This is a genomic window from Citricoccus sp. NPDC079358, from assembly GCF_040702545.1.
Taxonomy (GTDB): Bacteria; Actinomycetota; Actinomycetes; order Actinomycetales; family Micrococcaceae; genus Citricoccus.
Window position 1 is genome coordinate 39,914 of record NZ_JBFBLI010000006.1, and the last position, 22,989, is coordinate 62,902.

Here is a 22,989-nt window from a genome sequence, read left to right on the forward strand (position 1 = left end):
CACGGGGCGGTCGGATCACCGAAGGGGGTCCAGGTGGCCGGTGACACTCGTTGCTGTGAACGCGGTCACGGTGCTGCAGAGAAGCCTTCCCCGCACGCCCTGACCCTGACAAACCTCAGCCCATTGAATGGGCTAAACTCGCCTCCATGCCCCTGGGGCCGAGGGCGGTCCTCGGCCTGGACCAACCCGAGGAGAGGGCGTGCTCCGTGGCCAATTCGACCTCCGGTGAGTCCGTGGTCTCCCGGGTGGCGCGCCTGCTGCAGTGCTTCGACGCCGACCACGGTGAACTCTCAGCCGCCGAGCTGGCCGAGCGGGCCGGGCTGTCCACCTCGACCACCCATCGGTTGGCCTCAGCCATGGCGGAGGACGGGTTGCTCTTCCGCACGGGCCGGGGCCGCTTCCGGATCGGCCTGGCCCTGTGGGAGGCGGGCCAGCGTGGCACCCGGTTCCAAGCCTTCTCCCAGGTGGCCCTCCCGTTCATGGAGGCCATCCATGTCACGCTGAAGCAGAACGTCAGCCTCTCGATCCTGGATGAGTCGACGGCGGAGATCGTCTACCTGGAGCGGCTCACCCATCGCGGGGCCCAGGAGGACCTGACCAAGGTAGCCCTGCGTCAGCCGGCCCTCTCCGTCTCGGCCGGGCTGGCCATGCTGGCCTTCTCGCCGGAGCCGGTGCAGGAGAGGATCCTGTCCATGCCTTGGGACGCCAGCGCGCTGCAGTCGGGTGTCACCGAGGGGCATATGAGGCGTCGGCTCGCCCAGGCCAGAGTGGACGGATATGTCCATCTGCCCGGGGTGCTGGTGGGATCGCTGGCCGGTCTCGCGGCACCGGTCCTGGACGCACACCGGCAGGTGCTGGGTGCACTCGCCATCGTGCAGACCATGGCGGACGTCAACTTGAAGGTCCAGGTGCCCGTGCTGCTCTCGGCCGCCCGCGGGCTCTCCGGGATGGTCGGCAACCTGCCGCGCGACTGAGATGGCGGCGGGTTCGACGCCGGGGTGCCGGTTTCCGCTCACGGGGTGCGCTCGGCACGAGGCCCGATCTTGTGACCCGCTTCACCACATATCCCGTTCAATAGGACGCGTAGTGGCCTGGAGAGCGTGAAGCGGGTTACATGGCGGGTGGCGCGGATCGCAGGCGATTCCCGCCACCGCACCATCCCTCGCCCTTGAGAAAGTGGGTCACCCCCGATGCCAGCAGCCAACGGTCGCCTGATCGGCCTGGCACCTCTGTCCCTGCTCTCGGTGGCGCCCCCGAACCTCGTGCACCACGCGGCCGAGGCCGGTTTCGACTTCGTGGGCGTCCGGGTACGCCCGGTGACTGCGGCGGAGAAGCCCTACAACCTGCAGCCGGGATCCCCGCTGCTGGCCGAGACGCTGGCGCGGATGGCCGAGACGGGGGTGGGGGTCAAGGACATCGAGTTCCTGCTGCTGGACGGCACGGATCAGCGGGACGCCTGGCTGCGGATGTTCGAGGCCGGTCAGGCGCTCGGTGCCGAGTCGCTGACCGTGGCGTGCGGAGACCCGGACCTCTCCCGCGCCCGGGACACCCTGGCGCAAATGGCGGAGGACGGGCGCGCCTTCGGGATCAGCCCCGCGCTGGAGCCCATCAGCTACCAGACGGTCGCCTCGATACCCCTGGCGGACGAGTTCGCCGTGCACGCCGGCTGCGACATCCTGGTGGACACCCTGCATGTGGGCCGGTTCGGGGGAACCGCGGAGGAGCTCTCCGCCGCCGCCTGCCGGGCGCCGCTCGTGCAGCTCTGTGATGCCCCCGCCGAGCGCCCTGCCGACCGCGAGGGCCTCGTGGAGGAGTCCCGCTCCGCCCGCCTGGTGCCCGGCGAAGGCGGCCTGGAGCTGGCCGGAGTCCTGGCCGCACTGGAGTCCGGGCTGGCGCAGACGCCGCGGGCCGGAACCCAGTTGCCCGTCTCCCTGGAGGTCCCGAACGACGCCGCCGTCGCGCGCCTGGGGGCCCAGGGCTGGGCGGATCACCTGAAGTCCGCCGCCCTTGACCTGCTGGGCGAGCGGGCGAACCGCTGACCGCTCCGGCTGGCCCACCCTCAGCTCCCGCCGTCAGGCCCGCGCCTGGCCCGCCAGCCACCGTCCCGGCCATCCTGTGCCGACCGTCAGAACACCGATGCAAGAGAAGTGAGAATGCTTCCATGACCCAGACCGCAACCCCCTACCTGCTCTCCGAGGACGACGCCCTCGCGCTGGACGTTCCGGTGGAGGACGTCGACGTCCTGGTCGCCGGTTCCGGTGCCGGGGGACTGGCGGCGGCCGTGACGGCGGCCTATCACGGCCTGTCCGTGCTGGTCGCCGAGAAGGCACCGGCCTGCGGCGGCGCCACGAGCTGGTCCGGCGGCTGGGCCTGGACCCCGGGGACCGCCCTGGCCCGGGCCGAGGGCGTCGACGAGGACCGCGAGCAGTTCCGCGCCTACCTGCGGGCCGTGCTCGGCGATCGGTATACCGAGGCCGCCGGGGAGAAGATCGACGCGTTCCTCGAGGCCGTGCCCCACATGGTCGGGTTCTTCCACACCAAGACCTTCATGCGCTTCGTCACCGGTGCCAAGATCAATGACATCTACGGAGACCTCCCCGGCGCGGGCACCGGCAACCGCTCCGTGGGCCCCGCGCCCGTGCACGCCAAGGAGTTCGGGCCGGCGCTGCTGAAGAAGATGCGCCGGCAGTACTACCCCACCTCCTTCTTCGGCATGGGCATCATGGCCGGCCAGGACCTCTCCACCTTCCTCAAGGCCTCCAAACTCAAGCCCGAGGGCTGGATCCACTCGGTCAAGCGGGTGGTCCCGCACGTGCTGGACATGGTCACCCGGGGCCGGTCCATGCACCTGGTCAACGGCACGGCGCTGACCGGCCGCCTGATGAAGTCCGCGGACGACCTCGGGGTGGACATCCAGGTCAATGCCCCGGTCCAGGTCCTCGTGCGGTCCGCGGAGGGCCGCATCACGGGCGCCATCGTCGGTTCTCCCGACGGCGGCCGGTACGTCCGCGCGCAGCGCGGCGTGGTGTTGGCGACCGGAGGATTCCCCCAGGACGTGGGCCGGCGTCGGGACGTGTTTCCCCGGACGCCCACGGGCAATGAGCACTGGACGCTGGCGCCCGAGGAGACCACCGGGGACGGGCTGGACCTGGCACTGGCCGCCGGCGGCGTGTTCGACGCGGACATGGAGGCCCCGGCCGCCTGGTGCCCCGTCTCCCTGGTGCCGTACCCGGGCAACCGGCACGGGGTGTTCCCGCACATCATGGACCGGGCCAAGCCGGGCTCCATCGGCGTGCGCCGGGACGGGCGGCGGTTCGTGAACGAGGCCAACGGCTACTACGACTATGTGGACGGGATGCTCGCGGCCACGCCGGAGGGTGAGCCGGTGGAGTCGTGGCAGATCGCCGACTCCACCGCCATCCGCCGTTACTCGCTGGGCTTCGCCAAGCCGATCCCGATGCCGCTGACCCCTTACCTGAAGACCGGTTACCTCGTGAAGGGGGAGACGATCGAGGAGCTGGCCGAGAAGTGCGGGATCGACCCGGCCGGGCTGACCCGGACGGTGGCCGAGTTCAACGAGAACGCCCGGCGCGGAGAGGACCCGGAGTTCGCCCGCGGTGCCACCGCGTTCAACCGGTACGGCGGGGACCCGGAGGTGGGGCCCAACCCGTCCCTGGCTCCGCTCGAGAAGGGGCCGTTCTACGCGGTCCACGTGCGCCCGGGCTCCTTCGGCACCTTCGCCGGGATCGCGGCGGACACCCAGGCGCGAGTCGTGGATGCCGGCGGTGCGCCGATCCAGGGCCTGTACACGGCGGGCAACGACCACGCCTCGATCATGCGCGGCTTCTACCCGGCCGGTGGCATCAACCTGGGCCCCGCCCTGACCTTCGGGTACCTCGCCGGCCGGGACCTGGCCGGCGCCACGGTGTACGAGGACGACGGTACGCAGGCCCCGGCCTGACGCGGCTACCGTTAAGGGCGGCCACCGGGATTGACCACGAGAATGGAGTACGCATGAGCACCGCCGGGGAATCGTATCTGGTCGGGTTGATCGGGGACGGGATCACGACCTCGCTGACCCCGCCCATGCATGAGCAGGAGGGCCGCGAGCACGGACTCCTCTACCTCTACCGCCCGGTGGACGTGGCGGCCCTGGGCTTCGAGGGCCAGGCGGCGCAGGCCGAGGCCCCGCGGCTACTGGAGTACGGCCGGCGTCTGGGCTTCAACGCGTTCAACATCACCCACCCGTTCAAGCAGACCATCATGGCGCACCTGGACGAGGTGGACGAGGACGCCCGCAACCTCGGTGCGGTGAACACCGTGGTGTTCGAGAACGGCCGGTCCGTGGGCCACAACACCGACTACTCCGGCTATATCACCGGGCTGAAGAACACCCTGGCGGACCCTGACCTGGCCTCGGTAGTCCAGCTCGGCGCCGGTGGGGCCGGCTCGGCCGTGGCCTACGCGCTCCTGCGCGCCGGGGCCGGGCGGCTCACCCTGATCGACCTCGACCTCGAGCGGGCCACGGCCCGGGCGGCCGACCTGCAGGAGCAGTTTCCGGACCAGCAGGTCATGGCCCGTCCGCACGCCGAGCTGCAGGACGCCCTGGCCACCGCCACCGGCTTCGCCCACTGCACACCCGTGGGGATGCACACCCATCCCGGCATCCCGGTGGATGCCGCCTGGCTGCGCCCTGAACTGTGGGTCTCGGACGTGGTGTACCTGCCGGTGGAGACCGAGCTGGTGGTGGCGGCCCGTGCGGCCGGCTGCCAGGTGGTGGACGGCGGGACCATGGCCGTGGGCCAGGCCCTGGACGCCTTCGGCCTGATGACCGGGCTCAACGCCGATCCCGAACGGGTGCGGGCGCACTTCCTGGAGCTCGTCGCCGCGAAGCAGGGTTGAGAACCGACGTAGGGTTAATGGCATGAGCCAGAGTGCCCCCGCCGTCAACGCCGTGAACGTAGAGCCCCTTCGCATGTCCCGCACGTCGATCGCCACCGTCTGCCTGGCGGGCACGTTCGAGGAGAAGATGCGCGCCGCCGCGGAGGCCGGCTTCGATGGGATCGAGGTGTTCGAGCCGGACCTGGTCGCCTCGCCGCTGTCCCCGGAGCAGGTACGCGACCTCGCCGCGGAGCTCGGGCTGACCCTGGACCTCTACCAACCCTTCCGGGACCTGGAGGGGGTGGAGGAGAGCGTCTTCCAGGACAACCTGCGCCGGCTCGAGGGCAAGTTCCAGCTCATGCAACGCCTGGGCGTGGACCTGATCCTGCTGTGCTCCAACGTCGGCACCGCCACGAGCTGGGAGGACGAGGTCGCGGTGGAGCAGCTCCGCCGCGCTGCGGACCTCGCCGCCCGCTACCAGATCCGCATCGCCTACGAGGCCCTGGCCTGGGGCCGGTTCGTGAACACCTACGAGCACGCCTGGTCCCTGGTGGAACAGGCCGACCGGCCCAACCTCGGCGTCTGCCTGGACTCATTCCACATCCTCTCCCGCCGCGGCGATGTCAGCGGTTTCCGGGCCATCCCCGGGGAGAAGGTGTTCTTCGTGCAGATGGCGGATGCGCCGATCATGCTGATGGACGTGCTGTCCTGGTCCCGCCATCACCGCAACTTCCCCGGCGAGGGCGGCTTCGACCTGGTCACCTTCATGCGGGAGCTCTACGCCACCGGCTATACGGGGCCGATCTCCCTGGAGGTCTTCTCGGACGTCTACCGCCAGACGGAGTCCGTGCGGACCGCCCGGGAGGCCATGCGCTCCCTGCAGTGGCTGGACGACGCCCAGGCGGGGGACGCCCCCGCCCACCCCACCGGGTGGGACTTCGCCGAGGTCCGCGCCGCGGAACCCGCGGATCTGGCCGAGGTGCTGACGCAGCTGGGCTTCGCCGACCACGGACGCCACCGCACCAAGGACGTCCACCTCTTCTCGGCCGGCCACGCCCGCGTGGTCACCAACGACCGCACCGAGGCGCCGCTGGAACACGCCGGCGGATCCGTCATCGCCTCGGTCGGCCTGCAGGTGCCGGATCCCCGCACCACCGCGGACCACGCCCGCGCCCTGCACTACCCCCAGGCCTGGCGGGCCAACCGGGCGGACGAGATGGTGCTGCGCGGGGTGCAGGCCCCGGACGGCACCGAGGTGTTCCTCGCCCCCACCTCGGCCGCCGCGCCCCAGTGGGTGGGCGAGTACGGCCGGAACGACGCCGGCCGGGGAGCCGGTGCCGCCGCGTCCGGTGACGCGGGGGCTGGGACGGACGCGGCCGGCGTCGTGGCCGGGGACGGGCTGATCCTCGGGATCGACCACGTCAACCTGGCCCAGCCCTGGCAGTGGTTCGAGGAGGGCGTGCTGTTCTACCGCTCGCTGTTCGGGCTCGAGGCGCAGGTCAGCAATGACGTCGCCTCCCCGCAAGGCCTCGTGCGTTCCGAGGTGATGCGCACCCCGGACGGCGCCGTCCGCGTGCCGCTGAACCTCATCCCGCACGGCCTGGACCCGGGCCGCCGGTCGGCCAGCACCCGCACGGTCTCCGGTCACATCGACCACGACGAACTCCGGCTGAAGGCCGCCTACCCGCAGCATGTGGCGTTCCTGGCCTCGGACGCCGTCGAGGTGGCGCGCCGTTCCCGTGCCCGGGGACTGCGCATGCTGCCCGTCCCCTCGAACTACTACGAGGACCTGGCCGCGCGCTTCGCCCTGGACGAGGCCTTCCTCGCCGAGCTACGGGAGAACGACGTGATGTACGACCGGGACGAGGGCGGTGAGTTCCTGCACTTCTACACCCGCACCGTGGGCACCGTGTTCTTCGAGGTGGTCGAGCGCCGGGACGGCTACGAGGGCTACGGGGCCGGCTCCGCCCCGGTCCGGCTGGCCGCCCAGTACGACCTCGACCGCCAGTAGCCCGTCCCACCCGTCAGTGGACGGGGGTGGTCTCCGGGGCGGGCGCCGGGGAGTGGGCCACGGCGTCCGGCTCCTCGTCCGCCGGAACCGACTTCACGAAGAACGAGCCGGCGAACGCCACCATGGCGATGACCGCGCCCCAGACCATGGCGTTGTGGATGCCGGTCATCTGGGCCTCCACCGGCTCGGCGCCGCTGGCCGCCCCGGCGAACGTCGCCGTCGTCATGACGGTGATGAATACGGCGGTGCCGGCCGCGCCGGCGACCTGCTGGATGGTGGACAGGATCGCCGAGCCGTGCGAGTACAGGCGGCGGGGCAGGGAGCCGAGGGCCGCCGTCATCAGCGGGGAGAACATGAAGGACAGGCCGGCGTTGAGCAGCATGTGCCAGGCGACGATGGTGCCCTGGGTGCTCTCCGCGGTCAGGGTGGTCATGCCCCACAGGGCCACGGCCAGCACAGCGGAGCCGGGGACCACCAGGGGGCGGGCGCCGAAGCGGTCGAACAGCCGGCCGACGATCAGGCCCATCACGCCCATCAGCAGACCGCCCGGCAGCAGCATCAGGCCGGTGTCCTTGGCGGAGAGGTCCAGGACCTGCTGCAGGTAGATCGGCAGCACGATCAGGGTCCCGAACATGCCCATCATGCCGATCGCCATCAGGGACAGGGACAGGGTGAAGGTCGGGGTCTTGAACACGCGCACGTCCAGCAGGGCGTGGTCCCGCAGGGCCAGCTGCCGCCAGGTGAACACGGCCAGGGACAGGATGCCGAGGCCCAAGGGGATCCAGGGCGAGATGAGGGCGTTGCCCTCGGCGGCGGAGCCGATGCTGCTCAGGCCGAAGACGAGGCCGGCGAAGCCCAGGGCGGACAGCACCACGGAGAGCACGTCCAGCGGCAGCTGCCGGGTGTCGGTGACGTTGCGGATCATGGTGGCGCCGAGAATCATGGCCAGCGCGGCGATCGGCAGCATGATCCAGAACATCCACCGCCAGTTGAGGGCGTCGAGGATGACGCCGCCGATGGTCGGGCCCGTGGCGGGGGCCACGGCGATGACGATCGAGATGACGCCCATGGTGCGGCCCCGGCGGTGGGCGGGCACCACATTCAGGACCGTGGTGAACAGCAGCGGCATCATGATGGCGGTGCCGACGGCCTGGATGACGCGGCCGAGGACGAGCACCAGGAACGTCGGCGCCAGCCCGGCCACCAGCGTTCCCAGCAGGAAGCTGGCCATGGCGATCAGGAACACGGTGCGCAGCGGTAACCGGGTCAGCAGGAAGCCGGTGATCGGGATGACCACGGCCATCGTGAGCATGAACGCGGTGGTGATCCACTGGGCGGTGGAGGCTCCGATGACGAACTCGGACATCAGATTCGGCAGGGCCACGGACATGACCGTCTCGTTCAGGATGACCACGAAGGCGGCGACCACCAGCAGCGCGATCACCCGCGTCGCCCCGGCAGGCACGGTGGACGCCGTGGCCTTGTGGGCCGTGACGTCTGGGGTGGCATCGGGCGTTCTGGCGGCCGAAGTCGACACGGCGTTCCTCTCTTGACAAGCACGTGGAGCCGGTGGGCTCCGCGGGTGCAACACTCGTACAGTGTGCCGTTATTCCCGGCGAACTCCCACATCCGTTCGTGCGGAGAAGGGGAGGCGTTGATCACGGTGCGCGCCGTCCTGGTCTCGGCTGGAGCCTGACGCCCGCCGTTGGACGGACACTGGAGGGTGCTACCGTCTGCCGCATGCCTCGGCTTCCTCGCAGAGCGCCACCGCTTGCGGCGGGCCGATGGGACGGATCGCCCCGTGCGCATCAGCCAGGCCAGTCCCGGCGGGATTGTGGTGGTCGCCGACGAGTTCGGGGCCGCCTCCGCCGTGGGCGCCCAGGCCGAGGTGTTCCATCTGCCGTTTCCCGCGCCAGAGGAGTTGCTTCTCCACGGAGGCTGAACCTCCTGTGTGAAGCTGTGTGACGCCGGACACAGCCCCGGAGTGCCGGTGTCCGTTAACGTGGGCGGGTAACCATCCAGAGCGGCCGAGAGACCTGGCTCGTTGACGCCGCAGCAACCCGTGGGGATTCCCCAGCCGGGTGCTACCGCCAGGACCGATGGAGATCCCACGGCTCAAGCGGTTCCCTGAGCGATGCCGCGTCGAATGACCCGGCACGGTCTGGTCCCCGCCACGGGAATCCTTCGGTGAGACCGAAAGGACCACCGAATGACCGCGACACCCCGCACCATCACCGCTGCCCGGCCCGGCGTGAACCTCAGCGACGGCCTGCCCACGGACTACACCGGCCTCAAGAGGCACTTCCAGCCGCTCTTCGAGGACATCGCGGCAGGGTCCCTGAGCAGGGAGCTGAACCGCGAGCTGCCCTTCGACGCCGTCCGAAGCCTGGACGAGGCCGGCTTCGGTACCCTGCGGGTGCCGGTGGCCCACGGTGGTCCGGCGGTCACGCTCGAGGACTTCTTCCACCTGCTGATCGACCTGGCCGAGGCCGACTCCAACGTGGCCCACATCTACCGCTCCCACTACGGCTTCCTCGAGGCCCTGCGCTTCCAGCCGCGGGACATCCAGGATGCGTGGTACCCGCTGGTCCTGGCCGGTGCCACCGTGGGCAACGCCTCCACGGAGAAGGGCGGCAACGCCCTGGGCGGTCTGAACACCACGCTGACCCCGACATCCGACGGCATGGAGCTCAACGGGCAGAAGTTCTACGCGACCGCCTCGATCTTCTCCGACTACACCCGCGTCTCGGCCGCCCGCGTCTCGGCCGCCCGCGCCGACGCCGACGGCGCCCAGCTCGACGGCCGTCAGTTCGCCGTGGTGGCCACCGACGCCGAGGGGGTGGCCCTGGAGGACGACTGGGACGGCTTCGGGCAGAAGCTCACGGGCACCGGCACCGCGACCTTCACCAGGGTCACTGTTCCCGCCCACGGGGTGCTCGACCGGGTGCCGGGCTCCGCCGAGGCCGTCCACGAGGCCGCCTTCTTCCAGCTCGTGCTGCTCGCGGTCCTGGCCGGCATAGCCCGCGCCTCCCGCCGTGACGCGGTGGCGACCATCGCCTCCCGAAAGCGCACCTTCAACACCGGTTCCGGCTTGCCATTCCGTGAGGATCCGTTGATCCAGGAGGCCGCCGGCCGCATCGCCGCGAAGGCGTTCACCGCCGAGGCCACGGTGCTCCACGCCGCCCGTGCCCTGGATGCCGGCATCGCCGCCGCCGAGGCCGCCGGGGCCGACCGTCCGGACTTCACCGGCGAGGTCCCCGCCGAACTCTACGGCTCCGAGCTGGCCATCGAACACGCGACCATCACGGTGCCGGAGCTGGGTATCGGCGCCGCCCAGGACCTGTTCCTGACCGTCGGCGCCTCCGCGACTTCCACCAAGAAGGCCCTGGACCGCCACTGGCGGAACGCCCAGACCGTGGCCACACACAACCCGATTGCCTTCCGGGCCCGGTCCCTGGGCGACTACTGGATCAACGGGACCCTGCCCGAGGGCCTCAACGCCATCGGCGATGCGAAGGGCGGCCAGGCCTGATGAGCTCCACGAACATTCTCTCCGGCAAGAAGCGGGTCCTGGCCTCAGCCTTCGCGGGCACCACCATCGAGTGGTACGACTTCTACCTTTACGGCACCGCTGCGGCGCTGATCTTCAACGTCCAGTTCTTCCCGATGGCGTCCGAGCTCGGCGGGATCGTCGCCTCCTTCGCGACCCTCGCCGTCGGGGTGATCGCCCGGCCGCTGGGCGGGATCATCGCCGGCCACCTGGGGGACCGGATCGGACGCAAGGCTCTGCTGGTCGCGTCCCTGTTGCTGATGGGGGTGGCCTCCACCCTGATCGGGCTGATGCCGACCTTCGAGGTGATCGGCTGGTGGGCCGTCGTCGGGCTGGTGGTCCTGCGGATCCTTCAGGGCCTGTCCGCCGGGGCCGAATGGGGCGGTTCTGCGCTGTTAAGCGTGGAGCATGCGCCGGCCCGGCACCGCGGCTTCTTCGGATCCTTCACCCAGATCGGCTCCTCCGCCGGCATGCTGCTGGCCACCGGGGCGTTCTTCATCATGCAGAACGTGATGAGCGCCGAGCAGTTCGCCGACTTCGGCTGGCGCATCCCGTTCCTGCTCTCCGCCCTGCTGGTGGCCGTCGGCCTGTGGATCCGGCTCGGCGTGGCCGATGCCCCCGAGTTCCTGGAGCATCAGGCCTCGGGCAACGTGGCCAAGGCTCCCCTGAAGGAGCTGCTGGCCCACCACCGGCGGCCGCTGCTGGTCACCATCGGCCTGCGGCTGGCGCAGAACGCCATCTACTACCTCGTCACGGTGTACATGCTGACCTACCTGAGGGACGTGCGCGAGGACAGCGCTTCGGGCGTGACCGCGGTGATGGTGGCCTCGGCCATCGGCCTGTTCTCCACGCCATTCTGGGGCTGGCTGTCCGACCGGATCGGCCGCCGCTTCCTGTCCGCGGCCGCCTATGCCGCCATCGGGGTCTTCGGCTGGGTCCTCTTCGCCTTCCTCGACGCCGGCCCGCTCGCCTTCCTGCCCCTCGTGGTGATCCTGGGCATCAACGTCATCCATGACGCGATCTACGGACCGCAGGCGGCCTGGTTCGCCGAACAGTTCCCCGTCCACGTCCGCTATTCGGGGGTGAGCCTGGGCTACCAGGTCGGCACCGTCCTGGGTGGCGGGCTGATGCCGATGATCGCCGCCCTGTTGTTCGCCGCCGGCGGGGAGGCCCCGTGGCTGATCGCCGGCTACCTGACGGTGCTGTCCGTCATCTCCGTCGCCGCGGCGCTCGCGGCGAAGGATCCGGCCAGTCAGCAACGCGGCACGGAGCTCACGGACCTGCACGCCGTCCCGGTGGTGGGCGGCTTCGAGCAGGCGGCCGAGTCGAGCGCCGTGGCCGACCCTGACCGGCCCACCGAGAGAACCTCTGAAAGGACGTCTGTATGACCCGCCCCCTTCTCCTGAACGCCTTCGACATGATGGTCCCGGTGCACCAGTCCCCGGGCCTGTGGAGGCACCCGGAGTCCGGGGTCGCCGGGTTCGACACTCTGGAGTACTGGACCGGACTGGCCCGCACCCTGGAGCAGGGCGGGTTCGCCTCCCTCTTCCTGGCGGACATCCCCGGCGTGTACGACGTCTACCGGGACTCCACCGATGCCACGCTGCGCGGCGGCGTGCAGGTCCCGCTGCTGGATCCGCTCGTGGTGGTCCCCGCCATGGCCGCCGTGACCGAACGCCTCGGCTTCGGGATCACCGCCTCCGTCACCTACGAGGCGCCGTACCTGCTGGCCCGCACCTTCGCCACCCTGGACCACCTGACCCGCGGGCGCATCGCCTGGAACGTGGTGACCTCCTATCAGGACTCTGCGGCCCGGAACCTCGGCATGGACCAGCAGATCCCGCACGACGAGCGTTACGACCGAGCGGATGAGTACCTGGAGGTGATGTACAAGCTCTTCGAGGGTTCCTTCGAGGAGGGGGCTGTGGTGGCCGACCGGGAACGCGGCGTCTTCGTGGACCCGGAGAAGGTCCACCCCGTGGGCCACCGCGGCCGGTTCTTCTCCGTGCCGGACCAGGCCCTGACCCATCCCGGTCCCCAGGGCACCCCCTTCCTGTTCCAGGCGGGGGCCTCAAAGCGCGGCCAGGACTTCGCCCTGGACCATGCCGAGGCTATCTTCCTGATCGGCAACACCACCTCCCTCGTCCGCCAGTGGGTGGACGGCATCCGCGCCGGGCTGGCCGAGCGCGGGCGCACCCGGGACGCCATCCGGATCTTCACCATGGCCACCGTGGTGGTCGCGGACACGGACGAGGAGGCCCAGGCCCGGCTCGAGGGTTACCGGGAGTTCGTCGACATCGACGGCGCCCTGGCACTGTTCGGCGGGTGGACCGGGGTGGACCTGGACGGCTCGGACCCGGATGCCCCGTTGGAGTACATCCAGACCGAGGCGAACCAGTCGGCGCTCGCGGCCTTCACCAAGCTGTCGCCGGACCGGACCTGGACGGTGCGGGACCTCGCCGAGTTCATCGCCATCGGCGGCCGCGGACCGGTGATCGCCGGCTCGCCGCAGACCGTGGTGGACGAGTTGATCCGCTGGCAGGAGGCCACGGACGTGGACGGCTTCAACATCTCGGCGGCCGTCCGCCCGGCGGACCTCGAACGGTTCACGGACCTGGTGTCTCCCGAGCTGCGGCGGCGGGGGCTGCTGCCAGACGAGCCGGCTGAGGGGGCCGGCGTCGAGACGCTCCGCGAGGTGATCCTGGGCGCCGGCCCGCACCTGGCGGACGACCACCGCGGCGCTGCCTTCCGGCGCTGAGTGACGCCCGGATTCCGCCCGCCGGGTAACCGCGGACGGTGCCGGCGCGAAATGACGTACGGTCGAACTGAATGCGTCATCGACTCCGAAAGAGGACTCCATGTCTACGTCCCCCTCCGTGCGCGGTGGTGCCCGTCCTCCACGCCAGCCCAAGCCGCCGGTCCTGCTCGAGGTGGTCGCCACCGAGCGGATCAGTGCGCACCTGGTGCGCCTGACGCTGGGCGGGCCGGGGTTCGCGGACTACCAGGACAAGGACGCCACGGACAAGTACATCAAGCTGATGTTCGCGGATCCGGCGCTGGGCCTGACGATGCCCTATGACATGGAGCAACTCCGCGAGACCCTGCCCCCGGAGAAGATGCCCGTGCGCCGCACCTACACGGTGCGGTCCGTGGACCACGACGCCGGCACTCTCACCGTTGACTTCGTGGTGCACGGTGACGAGGGCCTCGCCGGCCCCTGGGCGGCCAACGCCCAGGTCGGCGACCCGGTGACCTTCGGCGGGCCCGGCGGAATGTACCTGCCCGACCCGGCGGCCGACTGGCACCTGCTGGCCGGGGATGAGTCCGCCGTCCCGGCCATCGCCTCCGCCCTGGAGGCCATGCCCGCGGACGCCGTCGGCCTGGCGATCATCGAGGTCGCCGGACCGGAGGACGAGGTCGCCCTGAGCGCCCCGGACGGCATCCAGCTGACCTGGCTGCACCGCAGCGGCATCTTCACGCCGGAGTCCACCATGCTGGCCCATGCGGTCATCGAGGCCCCGTGGCGCGAGGGTGACGTCCAGGTCTTCGCGCACGGTGAGCGGGAGATGGTGAAGGACCTGCGCCGGTACCTCTCGGACGTCCGCGGGGTGGACCGCCGGCGGATGTCCTTGTCCGCCTACTGGGCCTACGGCCGTGCCGAGGAGGCCTTCCAGGCCGAGAAGAGCGAGCCGATCGGGCAGATCTTCCCCGAGGCGTAGCGGGTCTCTTTCAATGCCTGCCCGGACGCTCCGTGGTCCGGTGCGCGAAGACCGGCCGACGCGCCTATCTGCTCCTCGGCACAGACCCTAGGCTGAACTGGAGGCACGATGACGTGCCACAGGAAGGACCCATGGGCAGCACAGACGAGAACGTCCCGACGGCAGAGAACCCGGAGACGGCGAGCGCGGCGGCAGGGAATCCAGCGGCACCGAGCGCGGTGGCAGGGAATCCAGCGGCACCGAGCGCGGCGGCGGGCGCGACAGCTGAACGTGGCCAGCCAGCGGGCGAGAGTTCCGAACCGGGCGTCGAGCAGGCGTACGAGCGGTACCGTGCGGCCCGGGAACGCTATGCCGTGGCCAAGTACGAGTACAAGGCGGCGCAGTACACCCTGAAGGCGGCCCGGCTGCGCGAGCAGGTGGCGGCCGGCGGTACGGTGGGCAAGCGTGGGAAGCGGGACAAGTACGGCAAGGACGACCACCACCACCGCCGGCGCCATCGGCATGGCGGGGGCCAGGAGCACAGCGACTACGGCCAGCATGGCCAGTACGGCCACGTGGAGGGCGATCACCAGGAGGGCGTCTCGGGCCGGGGGGCACTGGGGCCGGTGGAGACCCGCGATTCTTCGGACCGTCGCAAGGGCAAGCAGGTCGTCCTGGATGTGGTCTCCACGGAGCGCCTGGGGGAGCACTTCCAACGGCTGACCCTCGGGGGCCCGGGATTCGCCGATTTCCGCGACAACCACTACACGGACAAGTACGTCAAGATCCTCTTCGTGGACCCGGCACTGGGGCTGTCCCCGCCCTACGACGTGCAGACGCTGCGCAAGTCCCTGCCGAGGCATCAGCGGCCCGTCCGGCGGACCTACACGGTGCACTCGGTGGACGCCGAGGCCGGGACCGTGGTGATCGACTTCGTGCTGCACGGGGCCTCCGGGGTGGCCGGACCATGGGCGGCAGCAGCGACGGTGGGGGATCAGGTGGCGTTCGCCGGCCCGGGCGGCAAGTACGCCCCGGACCCGACCGCGGACGCTCACCTGCTGGTGGGGGACGAATCCGCCCTGCCCGCGATCTCCGCCGCGCTCGCCGCGATGCCAGAGGACGCCACGGGGCAGGTCTTCATCGAGGTGGGCGGACCCGCCGACGAGTGGGAACTGACGGTGCCCTCGGGCGTGGAGGTGACGTGGCTGCACCGGGGTGGTGAGTACCGGCTGGGGCGCTCGCAGCTGGCGGCCACCGTGGAGGGGATCGGCCGGGCCGAGTGGCCCACCGGCCGGGTACACGCCTTCGTCCACGGGGAGAAGTCCATGGTCAAGCGGCTGCGCCGGCACCTGACCGAGGAGCGCGGGGTGGACCGGAAGATGCTGTCCCTGTCCTCGTACTGGACCTACGGCAAGGCGGACGACTAAGCCGCCCGCCCCCGTTGAGTCTGGAGCGATTCACACCTTATGCGGCTGATTGCGTGAATCCCTCCAGACCCAACCGTTCAGCGGCGCGTCGCCATGACGTCCGCGATCTGCTCGACGCACGGCTCGTTCTGCAGGGACGTGGTGTCCCCCAGGGCGGTGCCCTCGTAGAGCTGGGTCAGCAGGCGCCGCATGATCTTGCCGGAGCGCGTCTTCGGCACGTCCGGCACGAAGACCACGTCCCGCGGCTTGGCCACCGGCCCGATCACGGTGCCCACGTGCTGGCGCAATTCCTCTGCTGGGCTCCGGTGCGTGCCACCGGCGGAGGTCCCGACGCCGGCCGCACCGGTCCCAGCGTCCGTGGCGGACCCGCGTCCCTCGGCATAGCCCTCGCGGGCCACCACGAACGCGACGGCGGCGTGCCCGGTCTTGGCGTCCGGCACGGGGCAGACGCCGGCCTCCACCACGCCGGGGTGGGAGACCAGGGCCGACTCGATCTCGATGGTGGACAGGCGGTGGCCGGAGATGTTGATGACGTCATCGATGCGGCCCAGGATCCAGATGTCCCCGTCCTCGTCATACTTCGCGCCGTCCCCGGCCAGGAACCAGCCCTGCTCGGCGTAGTCCTTCCAGTACGAGGAGTAGTAGCGGCGCGGGTTGCCCCAGACGGTGCGGGCCATCGCCGGCCCGGTGCGGGTGACCACGGCCTTGCCCTGCAGGCCGGCGGGAACAGGGGCGCCGGAGTCGTCCACCACGGCCACGTCCACGCCCGGCAGCGGACGTGAGCCACAACCGGGCTTGAACCGCTCGTCGTCTTGGCGCGGGGAGAGGATGGTCGCGCCGGTCTCAGACTGCCACCAGGTGTCCACCATGGGCACGCCCACGGAACCGTCGCGCGGGACCCGCGCGCCGGCGTCGCCGGTCTCAGCCTGTGCCTCGCGGTCCAACCTGGCCAGCCGGTCCCGGCCGATCTGGGTGCGCGCCCAGGTCCACGCCTCCGGGTTGACGGCCTCACCGACGGTGCCGACGAGGCGGATGCTGCTCAGGTCATACCCGTCCGGTCCTGCGGGGATGCCCTCCGGGAACCAGCCCATGAGGGAGCGGACCAGGGTGGGTGCGGTGTAGTAGCTGGTGACGCCGTAGCGCTCGATGACCTCGAAGTGGCGTCCCGGATGCGGGGCGTTCGGCACGCCCTCGTAGATGACCTGCGTGACGCCGTTGGAGAGCGGCCCGTAGATTTCATAGGTGTGCGCGGTGACCCAGGCCAGGTCCGCCGTGCACCAGTGGACGTCCTGATCCCGTGCGGAGACGTCCGTGTGGGAGAACAGGTAGTCGTAGGACCAGCTGGCCTGCGTGAGGTAGCCGCCGGAGGTGTGCACCAGGCCCTTGGGCTGACCGGTGGTGCCGGAGGTGTACATGATGAACAGCGGGGTCTCGGCGTCGAAGTACTCTGGGGTGTGGGTCTCCGGCTGGCGGTCCACGATCTCGTGCCACCAGACGTCCCGGCCTTCGACCCAGTTCAGCGTGCCCTCGCTGGTGTCCGTGTGCCCGGTGCGGTTGAGCACCAGTACGTGCTCGATGTTGTTCTCCCCGGAGACGGCCTCATCCGCGTGGGACTTGACCGGGACGGCCTTCCCGCGGCGGAACTGGCCCTCGGAAGTGACCAGGAGCTTGGCGCCGGTGTCCTCCACGCGGAACTTCAGGGCCTCGGCGGAGAAGCCGCCGAACACGAGCGAGTGCACGGCTCCGATCCGGGCACAGGCCAGGGTGATGACGATGGTCTCCACCAGCACGGGCAGGTAGACGACCACGCGGTCGCCCTGGCCGATGCCCAGCTCGATCAGCGCGTTGGCGGCCTGGCTGACCTCCTTCTGCAGCTGCGCGTAGGTCACGGCGCGGCGGTCGCCCGGCTCGCCCTCGAAGTACAGGGCCACTTTCTCCCCGCGGCCGGCGTCCACGTGCCGGTCCACGCAGTTCACCGCGACGTTGAGGGTGCCGCCCTCGAACCAGCGGATCTCCGGGCCGCGCTCGGCCTCCGGGTCCGGGGCCGTCCACGAGTGGGTGGTGTGCCACTCGGTGTCCCAGTCGAGGCGGCGTGCGGCCTGATCCCAGAACGCCAGGCGGTCCGCCTCGTCCACCGGTTGGCCGTCGCCGCGGCCGCCGTGCAGCAGGGGCGCGGGCCGGCCGGGGTGGACGGTGGTATCGGCGGAGTTCAGGACAGAGTCCGGCAAGGGGGCCGGCAGCGGGGCGGGGAGAGCGCCGGTTTCGGTGGTGGTCGTGGGGGCAACAGACAAGACAGAACCTTCTTTCCATCGAATCTGGCGGTAGCACCTGGTGGCCGAAGCCGCCCCCGGAAAGGGGGGCCGGCGTCGACCACGGGTTGCTGCGGCGTCACAGAGCCAGATCTCTCGGCCGCTCGGGATGGTCGATTCCACTGTACGTCCGCCCCCCGCGGCCGAGCCAACCCGGTGAAGCCGTGCTACGGCGCCGGGATTAGTCTGGATGGGCAACGGTGACGCCACGCCACCGGGACGGGGAGGCCCCATGGAAGAATTCGCACTGCTGGCCGTGGCCGGCGTCCTGATCATCGTCCTCGTCTCACTGTTCGCGCCGAAGCTGGGCGTGGCCGCACCCATCCTGCTGGTGATCGTGGGCATCGGCTGCAGCCTGATCCCCGGTGCGCCCAGGATTCTGCTGGAGCCGGAGTGGATCCTGATGATCGCGCTGCCGCCGATCCTCTACTCGGCCGCGGTCAACGTCCCCATCACGGACTTCCGCCGCGACCTCGAGACGATCAGCGCACTGTCCGTCCTGCTCGTGATCGCCTCCGCCTTCGCCACCGGATGGCTGATCTGGTGGGTCCTGCCGGACATCGGTTTCGCCGCCGCGGTGGCACTGGGGGCCGTGATCAGCCCGCCGGATGCCGTGGCCGCCACCTCCATCGGCAAGAAGCTGGGACTGCCGCCGCGGCTGGTGATGATCCTCGAGGGGGAGGGGCTGGTCAATGATGCCACGGCGCTCGTCATGCTCCGCACCGCCATTGCCGCGACCGCCGGCAGCATCACGTTCTGGGGCGCCATCGGCGACTTCGTCTACGCGGTCCTCGCGGGGGTGGCGGTCGGGCTGCTGGTCGGCGCCCTCACGGTGTGGGCCCGGTCCCGGATCCGCCAGCAGCCCGTGCTCACCACCGCGATCTCCCTGACCGTGCCGTTCCTGGCCTATATGCCGGCCGAGCACCTGGAGGCCTCGGGCGTCATCGCCGTGGTGGCGGCCGGGCTGGTCACCGGGCATCAGGCGCCCAAGCGCTTCAGTGCCGTGGACCGCATCACCGACCGCACCAACTGGCGGACCATCCAGTTGCTGCTGGAGAACGGCGTGTTCCTGCTGATGGGCTTCGAGATCACCTCCATCGTCGCGGATGCCGAGTCCTCCGGCCGGGGGCTGTGGATGGCCGTCGTCCTCGCAGCCGCCTGCACGGTGATCCTCTTCGGGGTGCGCATCCTGTTCGTGGTCCCGTTGATCGCCCGGCTCCGGGCCCGCCAGCGCCGCATCCCCGGGGTGGCCCAGCAGCTGGACGCCGCCCTGGAGGCCGTCGCCGAAGGCGATGAGGAGGCCAACCCACGGCGCGCGGCGCGGCTGCAGCGATGGCGGGCGGACGCCCAATTCCAGGCCACCCACAGTCTCGGGTGGCGCGGCGGTGCCGTGCTGGCCTGGTCCGGGATGCGCGGTGCCGTCACCCTCGCGGCCGCCCAGTCGCTTCCCTCGGACATCCCCTACCGGGCCGAGCTGATCCTGATCGCCTTCTCCGTCGCCATCTTCACGCTGGTGATCCAGGGCGGCACGCTGCCCCTGCTGATCCGCGTGCTGGGCATCAAGGGCACCAGCGAGGAGGCCGAGGGCCGTGAGGTCACCCGCCTGGCAGAGGAGATCATCGCCGCCCGCCAGGCCTTCCTGGAGAACCAGACGCTGCAGCGGGAGAACGGCAAACCCTTCGCCCCCGAGGTGCTGGAACGGACCCGGAGCCGGGGCCTGGCGTCCACGGAGGCGTTGGCAGCCATGGTCCATGAGGACGATCCGGACGGCCATGCCCAGCAGCACCGTGAATTGCGCCGTCAGCTCGTGGACGTGGAACAGTCCGTCCTGCTCGACGCGCGGGCCGGCGGCACCTACTCCTCGCACACCCTCCAGCGGGCGCAGCATTTCATCGACGCGGAGTCCGCGCGGATGCAGTAGCCGCGCGGCGGCCCGAGACTGGGGCCGTGGCCCCTGCAGGGGCTGCCTCCGGCCTACGGGCGATGGACCACCGGGGCGTGGTCTACCTCTGCGATGGTCAGCATCCGGACGCCCCCGGGCTGGCCAGCGGCCTCCAGCAGGGGGCCGACGGGGTACCGTTCCGGATCGGTCCCGGCCATGAACTCCTCCAGGGCGGCGGCCAGCCCAGCCTCCGGCAGCAACCGTTGCCCGTGGACGAAGCGGTCCGGCGGGGCCAGAACCAGCAGGAGCATGCCATAGACGGCGTCCTGCGTCTCGTCGACCGCCGGCTGGAAGTAGGGCACGTCCAGGATCTGGCCGCGGAGCCGGGCGTAGAAGCGCAGCCGTGCGGCTGGGTCTCCGTGGACGGGGTGGGCCTGATGGTGCGCGGGATGCTCCACCTCGGCGAGGACCACGGAGACGTCCGGGTCCGCGGTGATGCCGGCCAGCAGCCCGGACAGCAACGCCGTGCCCACGCCCCGTCCGCGCTGGTCGGCGCGAATGGCGACGTAGCTCAGCAGCACGGCCGGGGAATCCGTGAAGGTGGCAGTGATGGCCACGGCCACCGGGTCAGAAGGGTCAGAAGGGTCACCGACTACGCGCACCGTGGCCGAACCCCGGTCGACGTCTTCGAGCAGCTCCTGCACCGAGACCAACTCCCGGGGCGGGAAGTTCGGGACCAGGAGGCGTTCATGCACTCGTGCCAGGGAGACCGGGTCCGTGACGGTGTTGGTGGGCATGTCGGCGACCGAAGCATCCCTGTCGGGCTCAGTCGGGAACAGGTCGTTCACGTCGGTCCTCCTGGCGTGCGGTGGTGATGACCACGGTAGGCGACACCTCTGCCGGTCAGGAAGCCGGCTCCGAGCGGAACGGAACGGCCTCGTTCGCGGGGTCCTGGCCGGCGTCGGGCGCCGGTGTGCCCTCGGTCAGCAGGACCACCGCCACGAAGACCATGATCATGGCCGCGAGCATGACCACGCCCACCAGCCCGAACTGCACGAGCCAGGGCCACAGCGCCGCACCGGCCACCACGAGCAGCCCGGCCGCGATGATCGCGGTGACCCCGCGCTGACGCGCCCGGCCCGGGGCCACCAGCCGCCACCTGGACTGCGCCAGGGACACGAGCACCATGCCCAGCAGGTTGGCGGTCATGCCCACCCAGACCGGGTGCATGCCCAGGAAGAAGTCGGTGGCATGGAAGCCGGAGGCCGCGTACCAGCCCATACCCACGCCGAATCCGGCCAGCATGGACGTCAGCGCTGCGGACCGGGTGGCCAGCGGCCAGAAGAACGCGGCCAGCACCGGCGCCAGGATGGCCCCGTTGCGCAGGGTCCAGGCCATCACGTTCCACCAGGCCGACTCCTCGGTGCGCAGCAGGGCGAAGACCACCATGACCACGGTCAGCCCGACCAGGGCCACGCGGGTGTAGCGGACCAGCTGCCGTTCCGTGGCCGCCGGATTCAGCGCCGATCCGAGGTCCCTGCCCAACGAGGTGGCCCCGGAGAACTGGCAGGGCCCGGCCCAGCCGAGGGCGCAGGCCCACAACCCCACGAAGAAGATCCCCGCGGCCCACGGCGGCACCACTCCCGCGATGTACTCGGGGACGGCCACGAGCGGCAGGGCTTCGCCCGGCTGCACCAGGGCGGCGGCCACGCCGATGACCACGCCCAGCAGGATCAGCGGGATGCCAAGGACGGCGGCACGGTACAGGCCCCGCTGGCCGTCCTCCGGGGTGCGGGCGGACATCGACATCTGGAAGGCCGCCTGGGCCAGGGGCACGTTGATGATGAAGGTGCCGAACCAGGCCACGATCAGGGACACCCCGGCGTTCGAGAGGTCGAGCATCTCGGGTGCCGCGGAGGCGCGGGCCACGAGCCCGTCCGCGCCGCCGAAGCCCGGGTTGGCGAGCAGGGCCCAGACGCCGACGAGGAACATCAGCCCGATCATGATGACGTTCATGGTCTGGCTGAAGCCGACCGAGCGCATCCCGCCGCCGGAGAGGAACGCCAGGAGGACCACGGCGGTCGCGGCCACGGACAGCGGCAGGGACAGGTCCGTCACCACGTGCAGGGCAGAGGCGAACGCGATGGTGGTGGCCACGGAGTACATGGGGAACGTCAGCCCGGTGATGACCGAGCCGATGGCCTTCGCGGCACGGCCGAAGCGGTCCCCGATGATCCCGGTGACCGTCACCACGAGCTTCTCCCGCAACGGCTTGACCAGCAGCAGCGCGATCAACAGGATCTGCACCGTCTCCGCCACGCCGTACCAGACGGCGGAGATCCCGGTCCGGTAGCTCAGTTCCACGATCGCGATGTAGGAGGAACCGGAGAACAGCCCGGTGATGCAGAACGCCACGGTCCACGGCCCGAAGGAGCGCCCGCCCACGAAGAATCCGCCTTTGCCGGTCTCCTGGCGCCGGAGCATGAGTCGGCCGCCGACCACGAGCCAGGCGGTGTAGGCGAGGGCGAGCGCCACGGTCCAGAGTCCGGCGGCGGTCATACGCAGGGCCCCCTGCCGGCACCCGGCACGACGTCGGTGCCCGGGCCGGGTGTGCCCGGAGCGGCGCCGCTGGGGGTCCCGCGGCCGGCGTCGGCGTTCTCGCAGGTGAACACGGGCTCCGGGGCGTCCACTGGGCCGATCCGCGGCTGATAGCCCAGGGCCCAGTTGCAGGCGGCCTCGGCGTCATGGTCCACTGTTCGCCCGGCGAAGGTCCAGGCCACGGTCAGGCCCGCGCCCGCGTCCCGCAGCAGGTTCACTGCGGGGCAGGAGTGCTCGACGGCGGCCGCGAAGTCCCGCAGGGCCGTGGCGTCCGTCTCGGGGGTGCCGATGGCCAGCTGCAGCCGGAAGGTGTGGAAGTACGGCTGGACGTCCGCGGTGCCGGCCAGGCCGCGGCGGTCCTGCCGGGCGAGCGAATACGTGTTGATCCCGGTCAGCTCCAGGCCACGCCGGGAGGCAACCTGCTCCGCGGTCACGGTGATGCAGGCATCCACTGCCCCGGCGAGGTACTCCATGGGGGTAGGACCTTCGTTGCGGCCGCCCACCGCCTCGGGCTCATCCACGGTGAACTCGAACTCGCGGACGCTCACCCGCGTCTGTTGCTGGCCGGTCCACGTTCCGGCGGCGCGGAGGGTCTTCGACTCAGAGTCGCGGGGACTCTCGCTAAAACGCGAG

Annotated in this window: 17 protein-coding genes and 2 riboswitches; of the genes, 12 read left to right on the forward strand and 5 right to left on the reverse strand. The window is 70.7% G+C overall.

Annotated features, from left to right (window positions below):
* Nucleotides 1-146 precede the first annotated feature (146 nt).
* The 5 genes from AB0333_RS09140 (at nucleotide 147) to AB0333_RS09160 (ending at nucleotide 6,892) form a co-directional block, all read left to right on the forward strand.
* Nucleotides 147-974: a helix-turn-helix domain-containing protein gene (locus AB0333_RS09140; protein WP_366218382.1), complete on the forward strand. Its 828-nt coding sequence runs from the start codon at nucleotides 147-149 to the stop codon at nucleotides 972-974.
* Nucleotides 975-1,190: 216 nt separating this feature from the next.
* Nucleotides 1,191-2,039: a TIM barrel protein gene (locus AB0333_RS09145; protein ID WP_366218383.1), complete on the forward strand. Its 849-nt coding sequence runs from the start codon at nucleotides 1,191-1,193 to the stop codon at nucleotides 2,037-2,039.
* Nucleotides 2,040-2,161: 122 nt separating this feature from the next.
* Nucleotides 2,162-3,961 (forward strand): FAD-dependent oxidoreductase, encoded by a 1,800-nt coding sequence (locus tag AB0333_RS09150; protein ID WP_366218384.1) that lies wholly within the window; start codon nucleotides 2,162-2,164, stop codon nucleotides 3,959-3,961.
* Between the two features lie 53 nt (nucleotides 3,962-4,014).
* Nucleotides 4,015-4,902, forward strand: coding sequence for a shikimate dehydrogenase (locus tag AB0333_RS09155; protein WP_366218385.1), 888 nt, complete (start codon nucleotides 4,015-4,017; stop codon nucleotides 4,900-4,902).
* A 22-nt stretch (nucleotides 4,903-4,924) separates the two neighbouring features.
* Entirely contained in the window at nucleotides 4,925-6,892 is a 1,968-nt protein-coding gene (locus AB0333_RS09160) for a TIM barrel protein (protein WP_366218386.1), read from the forward strand.
* A gap of 13 nt (nucleotides 6,893-6,905) precedes the next feature.
* Here the strand turns inward: AB0333_RS09160 and AB0333_RS09165 are convergent, their stop codons facing one another.
* A complete protein-coding gene (locus tag AB0333_RS09165) occupies nucleotides 6,906-8,429 on the reverse strand; it encodes a DHA2 family efflux MFS transporter permease subunit (protein ID WP_366218387.1) in 1,524 nt (507 codons plus the stop codon).
* Between the two features lie 264 nt (nucleotides 8,430-8,693).
* Here AB0333_RS09165 and AB0333_RS09170 point away from each other — a divergent pair, with 264 nt between their 5' ends.
* From AB0333_RS09170 to AB0333_RS09195, 6 genes are all read left to right on the forward strand, one after another.
* The gene (locus AB0333_RS09170) at nucleotides 8,694-8,834 is read left to right on the forward strand and encodes a hypothetical protein (RefSeq protein ID WP_366218388.1); all 141 of its coding nucleotides are present in this window, start codon (nucleotides 8,694-8,696) and stop codon (nucleotides 8,832-8,834) included.
* A 69-nt stretch (nucleotides 8,835-8,903) separates the two neighbouring features.
* Nucleotides 8,904-8,998, forward strand: a riboswitch (SAM riboswitch).
* 103 nt (nucleotides 8,999-9,101) lie between these two features.
* The gene (locus AB0333_RS09175; protein ID WP_366218389.1) at nucleotides 9,102-10,424 is read left to right on the forward strand and encodes an acyl-CoA dehydrogenase; all 1,323 of its coding nucleotides are present in this window, start codon (nucleotides 9,102-9,104) and stop codon (nucleotides 10,422-10,424) included.
* Nucleotides 10,424-11,830: an MFS transporter gene (locus tag AB0333_RS09180; protein ID WP_366218390.1), complete on the forward strand. Its 1,407-nt coding sequence runs from the start codon at nucleotides 10,424-10,426 to the stop codon at nucleotides 11,828-11,830. Before AB0333_RS09175 ends, AB0333_RS09180 begins: the two co-directional genes overlap by 1 nt.
* Complete coding sequence (locus tag AB0333_RS09185) at nucleotides 11,827-13,200, forward strand: LLM class flavin-dependent oxidoreductase (protein ID WP_366218391.1); 1,374 nt, start codon at nucleotides 11,827-11,829, stop codon at nucleotides 13,198-13,200. The genes AB0333_RS09180 and AB0333_RS09185 overlap by 4 nt, the downstream gene beginning before the upstream one ends.
* A gap of 100 nt (nucleotides 13,201-13,300) precedes the next feature.
* Entirely contained in the window at nucleotides 13,301-14,161 is an 861-nt protein-coding gene (locus tag AB0333_RS09190; RefSeq protein ID WP_366218392.1) for a siderophore-interacting protein, read from the forward strand.
* 131 nt (nucleotides 14,162-14,292) lie between these two features.
* Nucleotides 14,293-15,567, forward strand: coding sequence for a siderophore-interacting protein (locus tag AB0333_RS09195; RefSeq protein WP_366218393.1), 1,275 nt, complete (start codon nucleotides 14,293-14,295; stop codon nucleotides 15,565-15,567).
* 77 nt (nucleotides 15,568-15,644) lie between these two features.
* On the opposite strand, the gene AB0333_RS09200 is transcribed toward AB0333_RS09195, so the two are convergent.
* The gene (locus tag AB0333_RS09200) at nucleotides 15,645-17,858 is read right to left on the reverse strand and encodes an AMP-binding protein (protein ID WP_366218394.1); all 2,214 of its coding nucleotides are present in this window, start codon (nucleotides 17,856-17,858) and stop codon (nucleotides 15,645-15,647) included.
* A gap of 12 nt (nucleotides 17,859-17,870) precedes the next feature.
* Nucleotides 17,871-17,992: riboswitch (SAM riboswitch) on the reverse strand.
* A 116-nt stretch (nucleotides 17,993-18,108) separates the two neighbouring features.
* On the opposite strand from AB0333_RS09200, the gene AB0333_RS09205 reads away from it, so the two are divergent.
* Nucleotides 18,109-19,797 carry a sodium:proton antiporter gene (locus AB0333_RS09205; RefSeq protein ID WP_366218395.1) on the forward strand — a complete coding sequence of 563 codons (1,689 nt, stop codon included), beginning with the start codon at nucleotides 18,109-18,111 and terminating at the stop codon, nucleotides 19,795-19,797.
* Nucleotides 19,798-19,850: 53 nt separating this feature from the next.
* Here AB0333_RS09205 and AB0333_RS09210 read toward each other — a convergent pair whose 3' ends face one another.
* From AB0333_RS09210 to AB0333_RS09220, 3 genes are all read right to left on the reverse strand, one after another.
* Entirely contained in the window at nucleotides 19,851-20,555 is a 705-nt protein-coding gene (locus AB0333_RS09210; RefSeq protein ID WP_366218396.1) for a GNAT family N-acetyltransferase, read from the reverse strand.
* 106 nt (nucleotides 20,556-20,661) lie between these two features.
* The gene (locus AB0333_RS09215; RefSeq protein WP_366218397.1) at nucleotides 20,662-22,317 is read right to left on the reverse strand and encodes a sodium:solute symporter family protein; all 1,656 of its coding nucleotides are present in this window, start codon (nucleotides 22,315-22,317) and stop codon (nucleotides 20,662-20,664) included.
* Nucleotides 22,314-22,904, reverse strand: coding sequence for an OsmC family protein (locus AB0333_RS09220; protein WP_366218399.1), 591 nt, complete (start codon nucleotides 22,902-22,904; stop codon nucleotides 22,314-22,316). The genes AB0333_RS09215 and AB0333_RS09220 overlap by 4 nt, the downstream gene beginning before the upstream one ends.
* Nucleotides 22,905-22,989 lie beyond the last annotated feature (85 nt).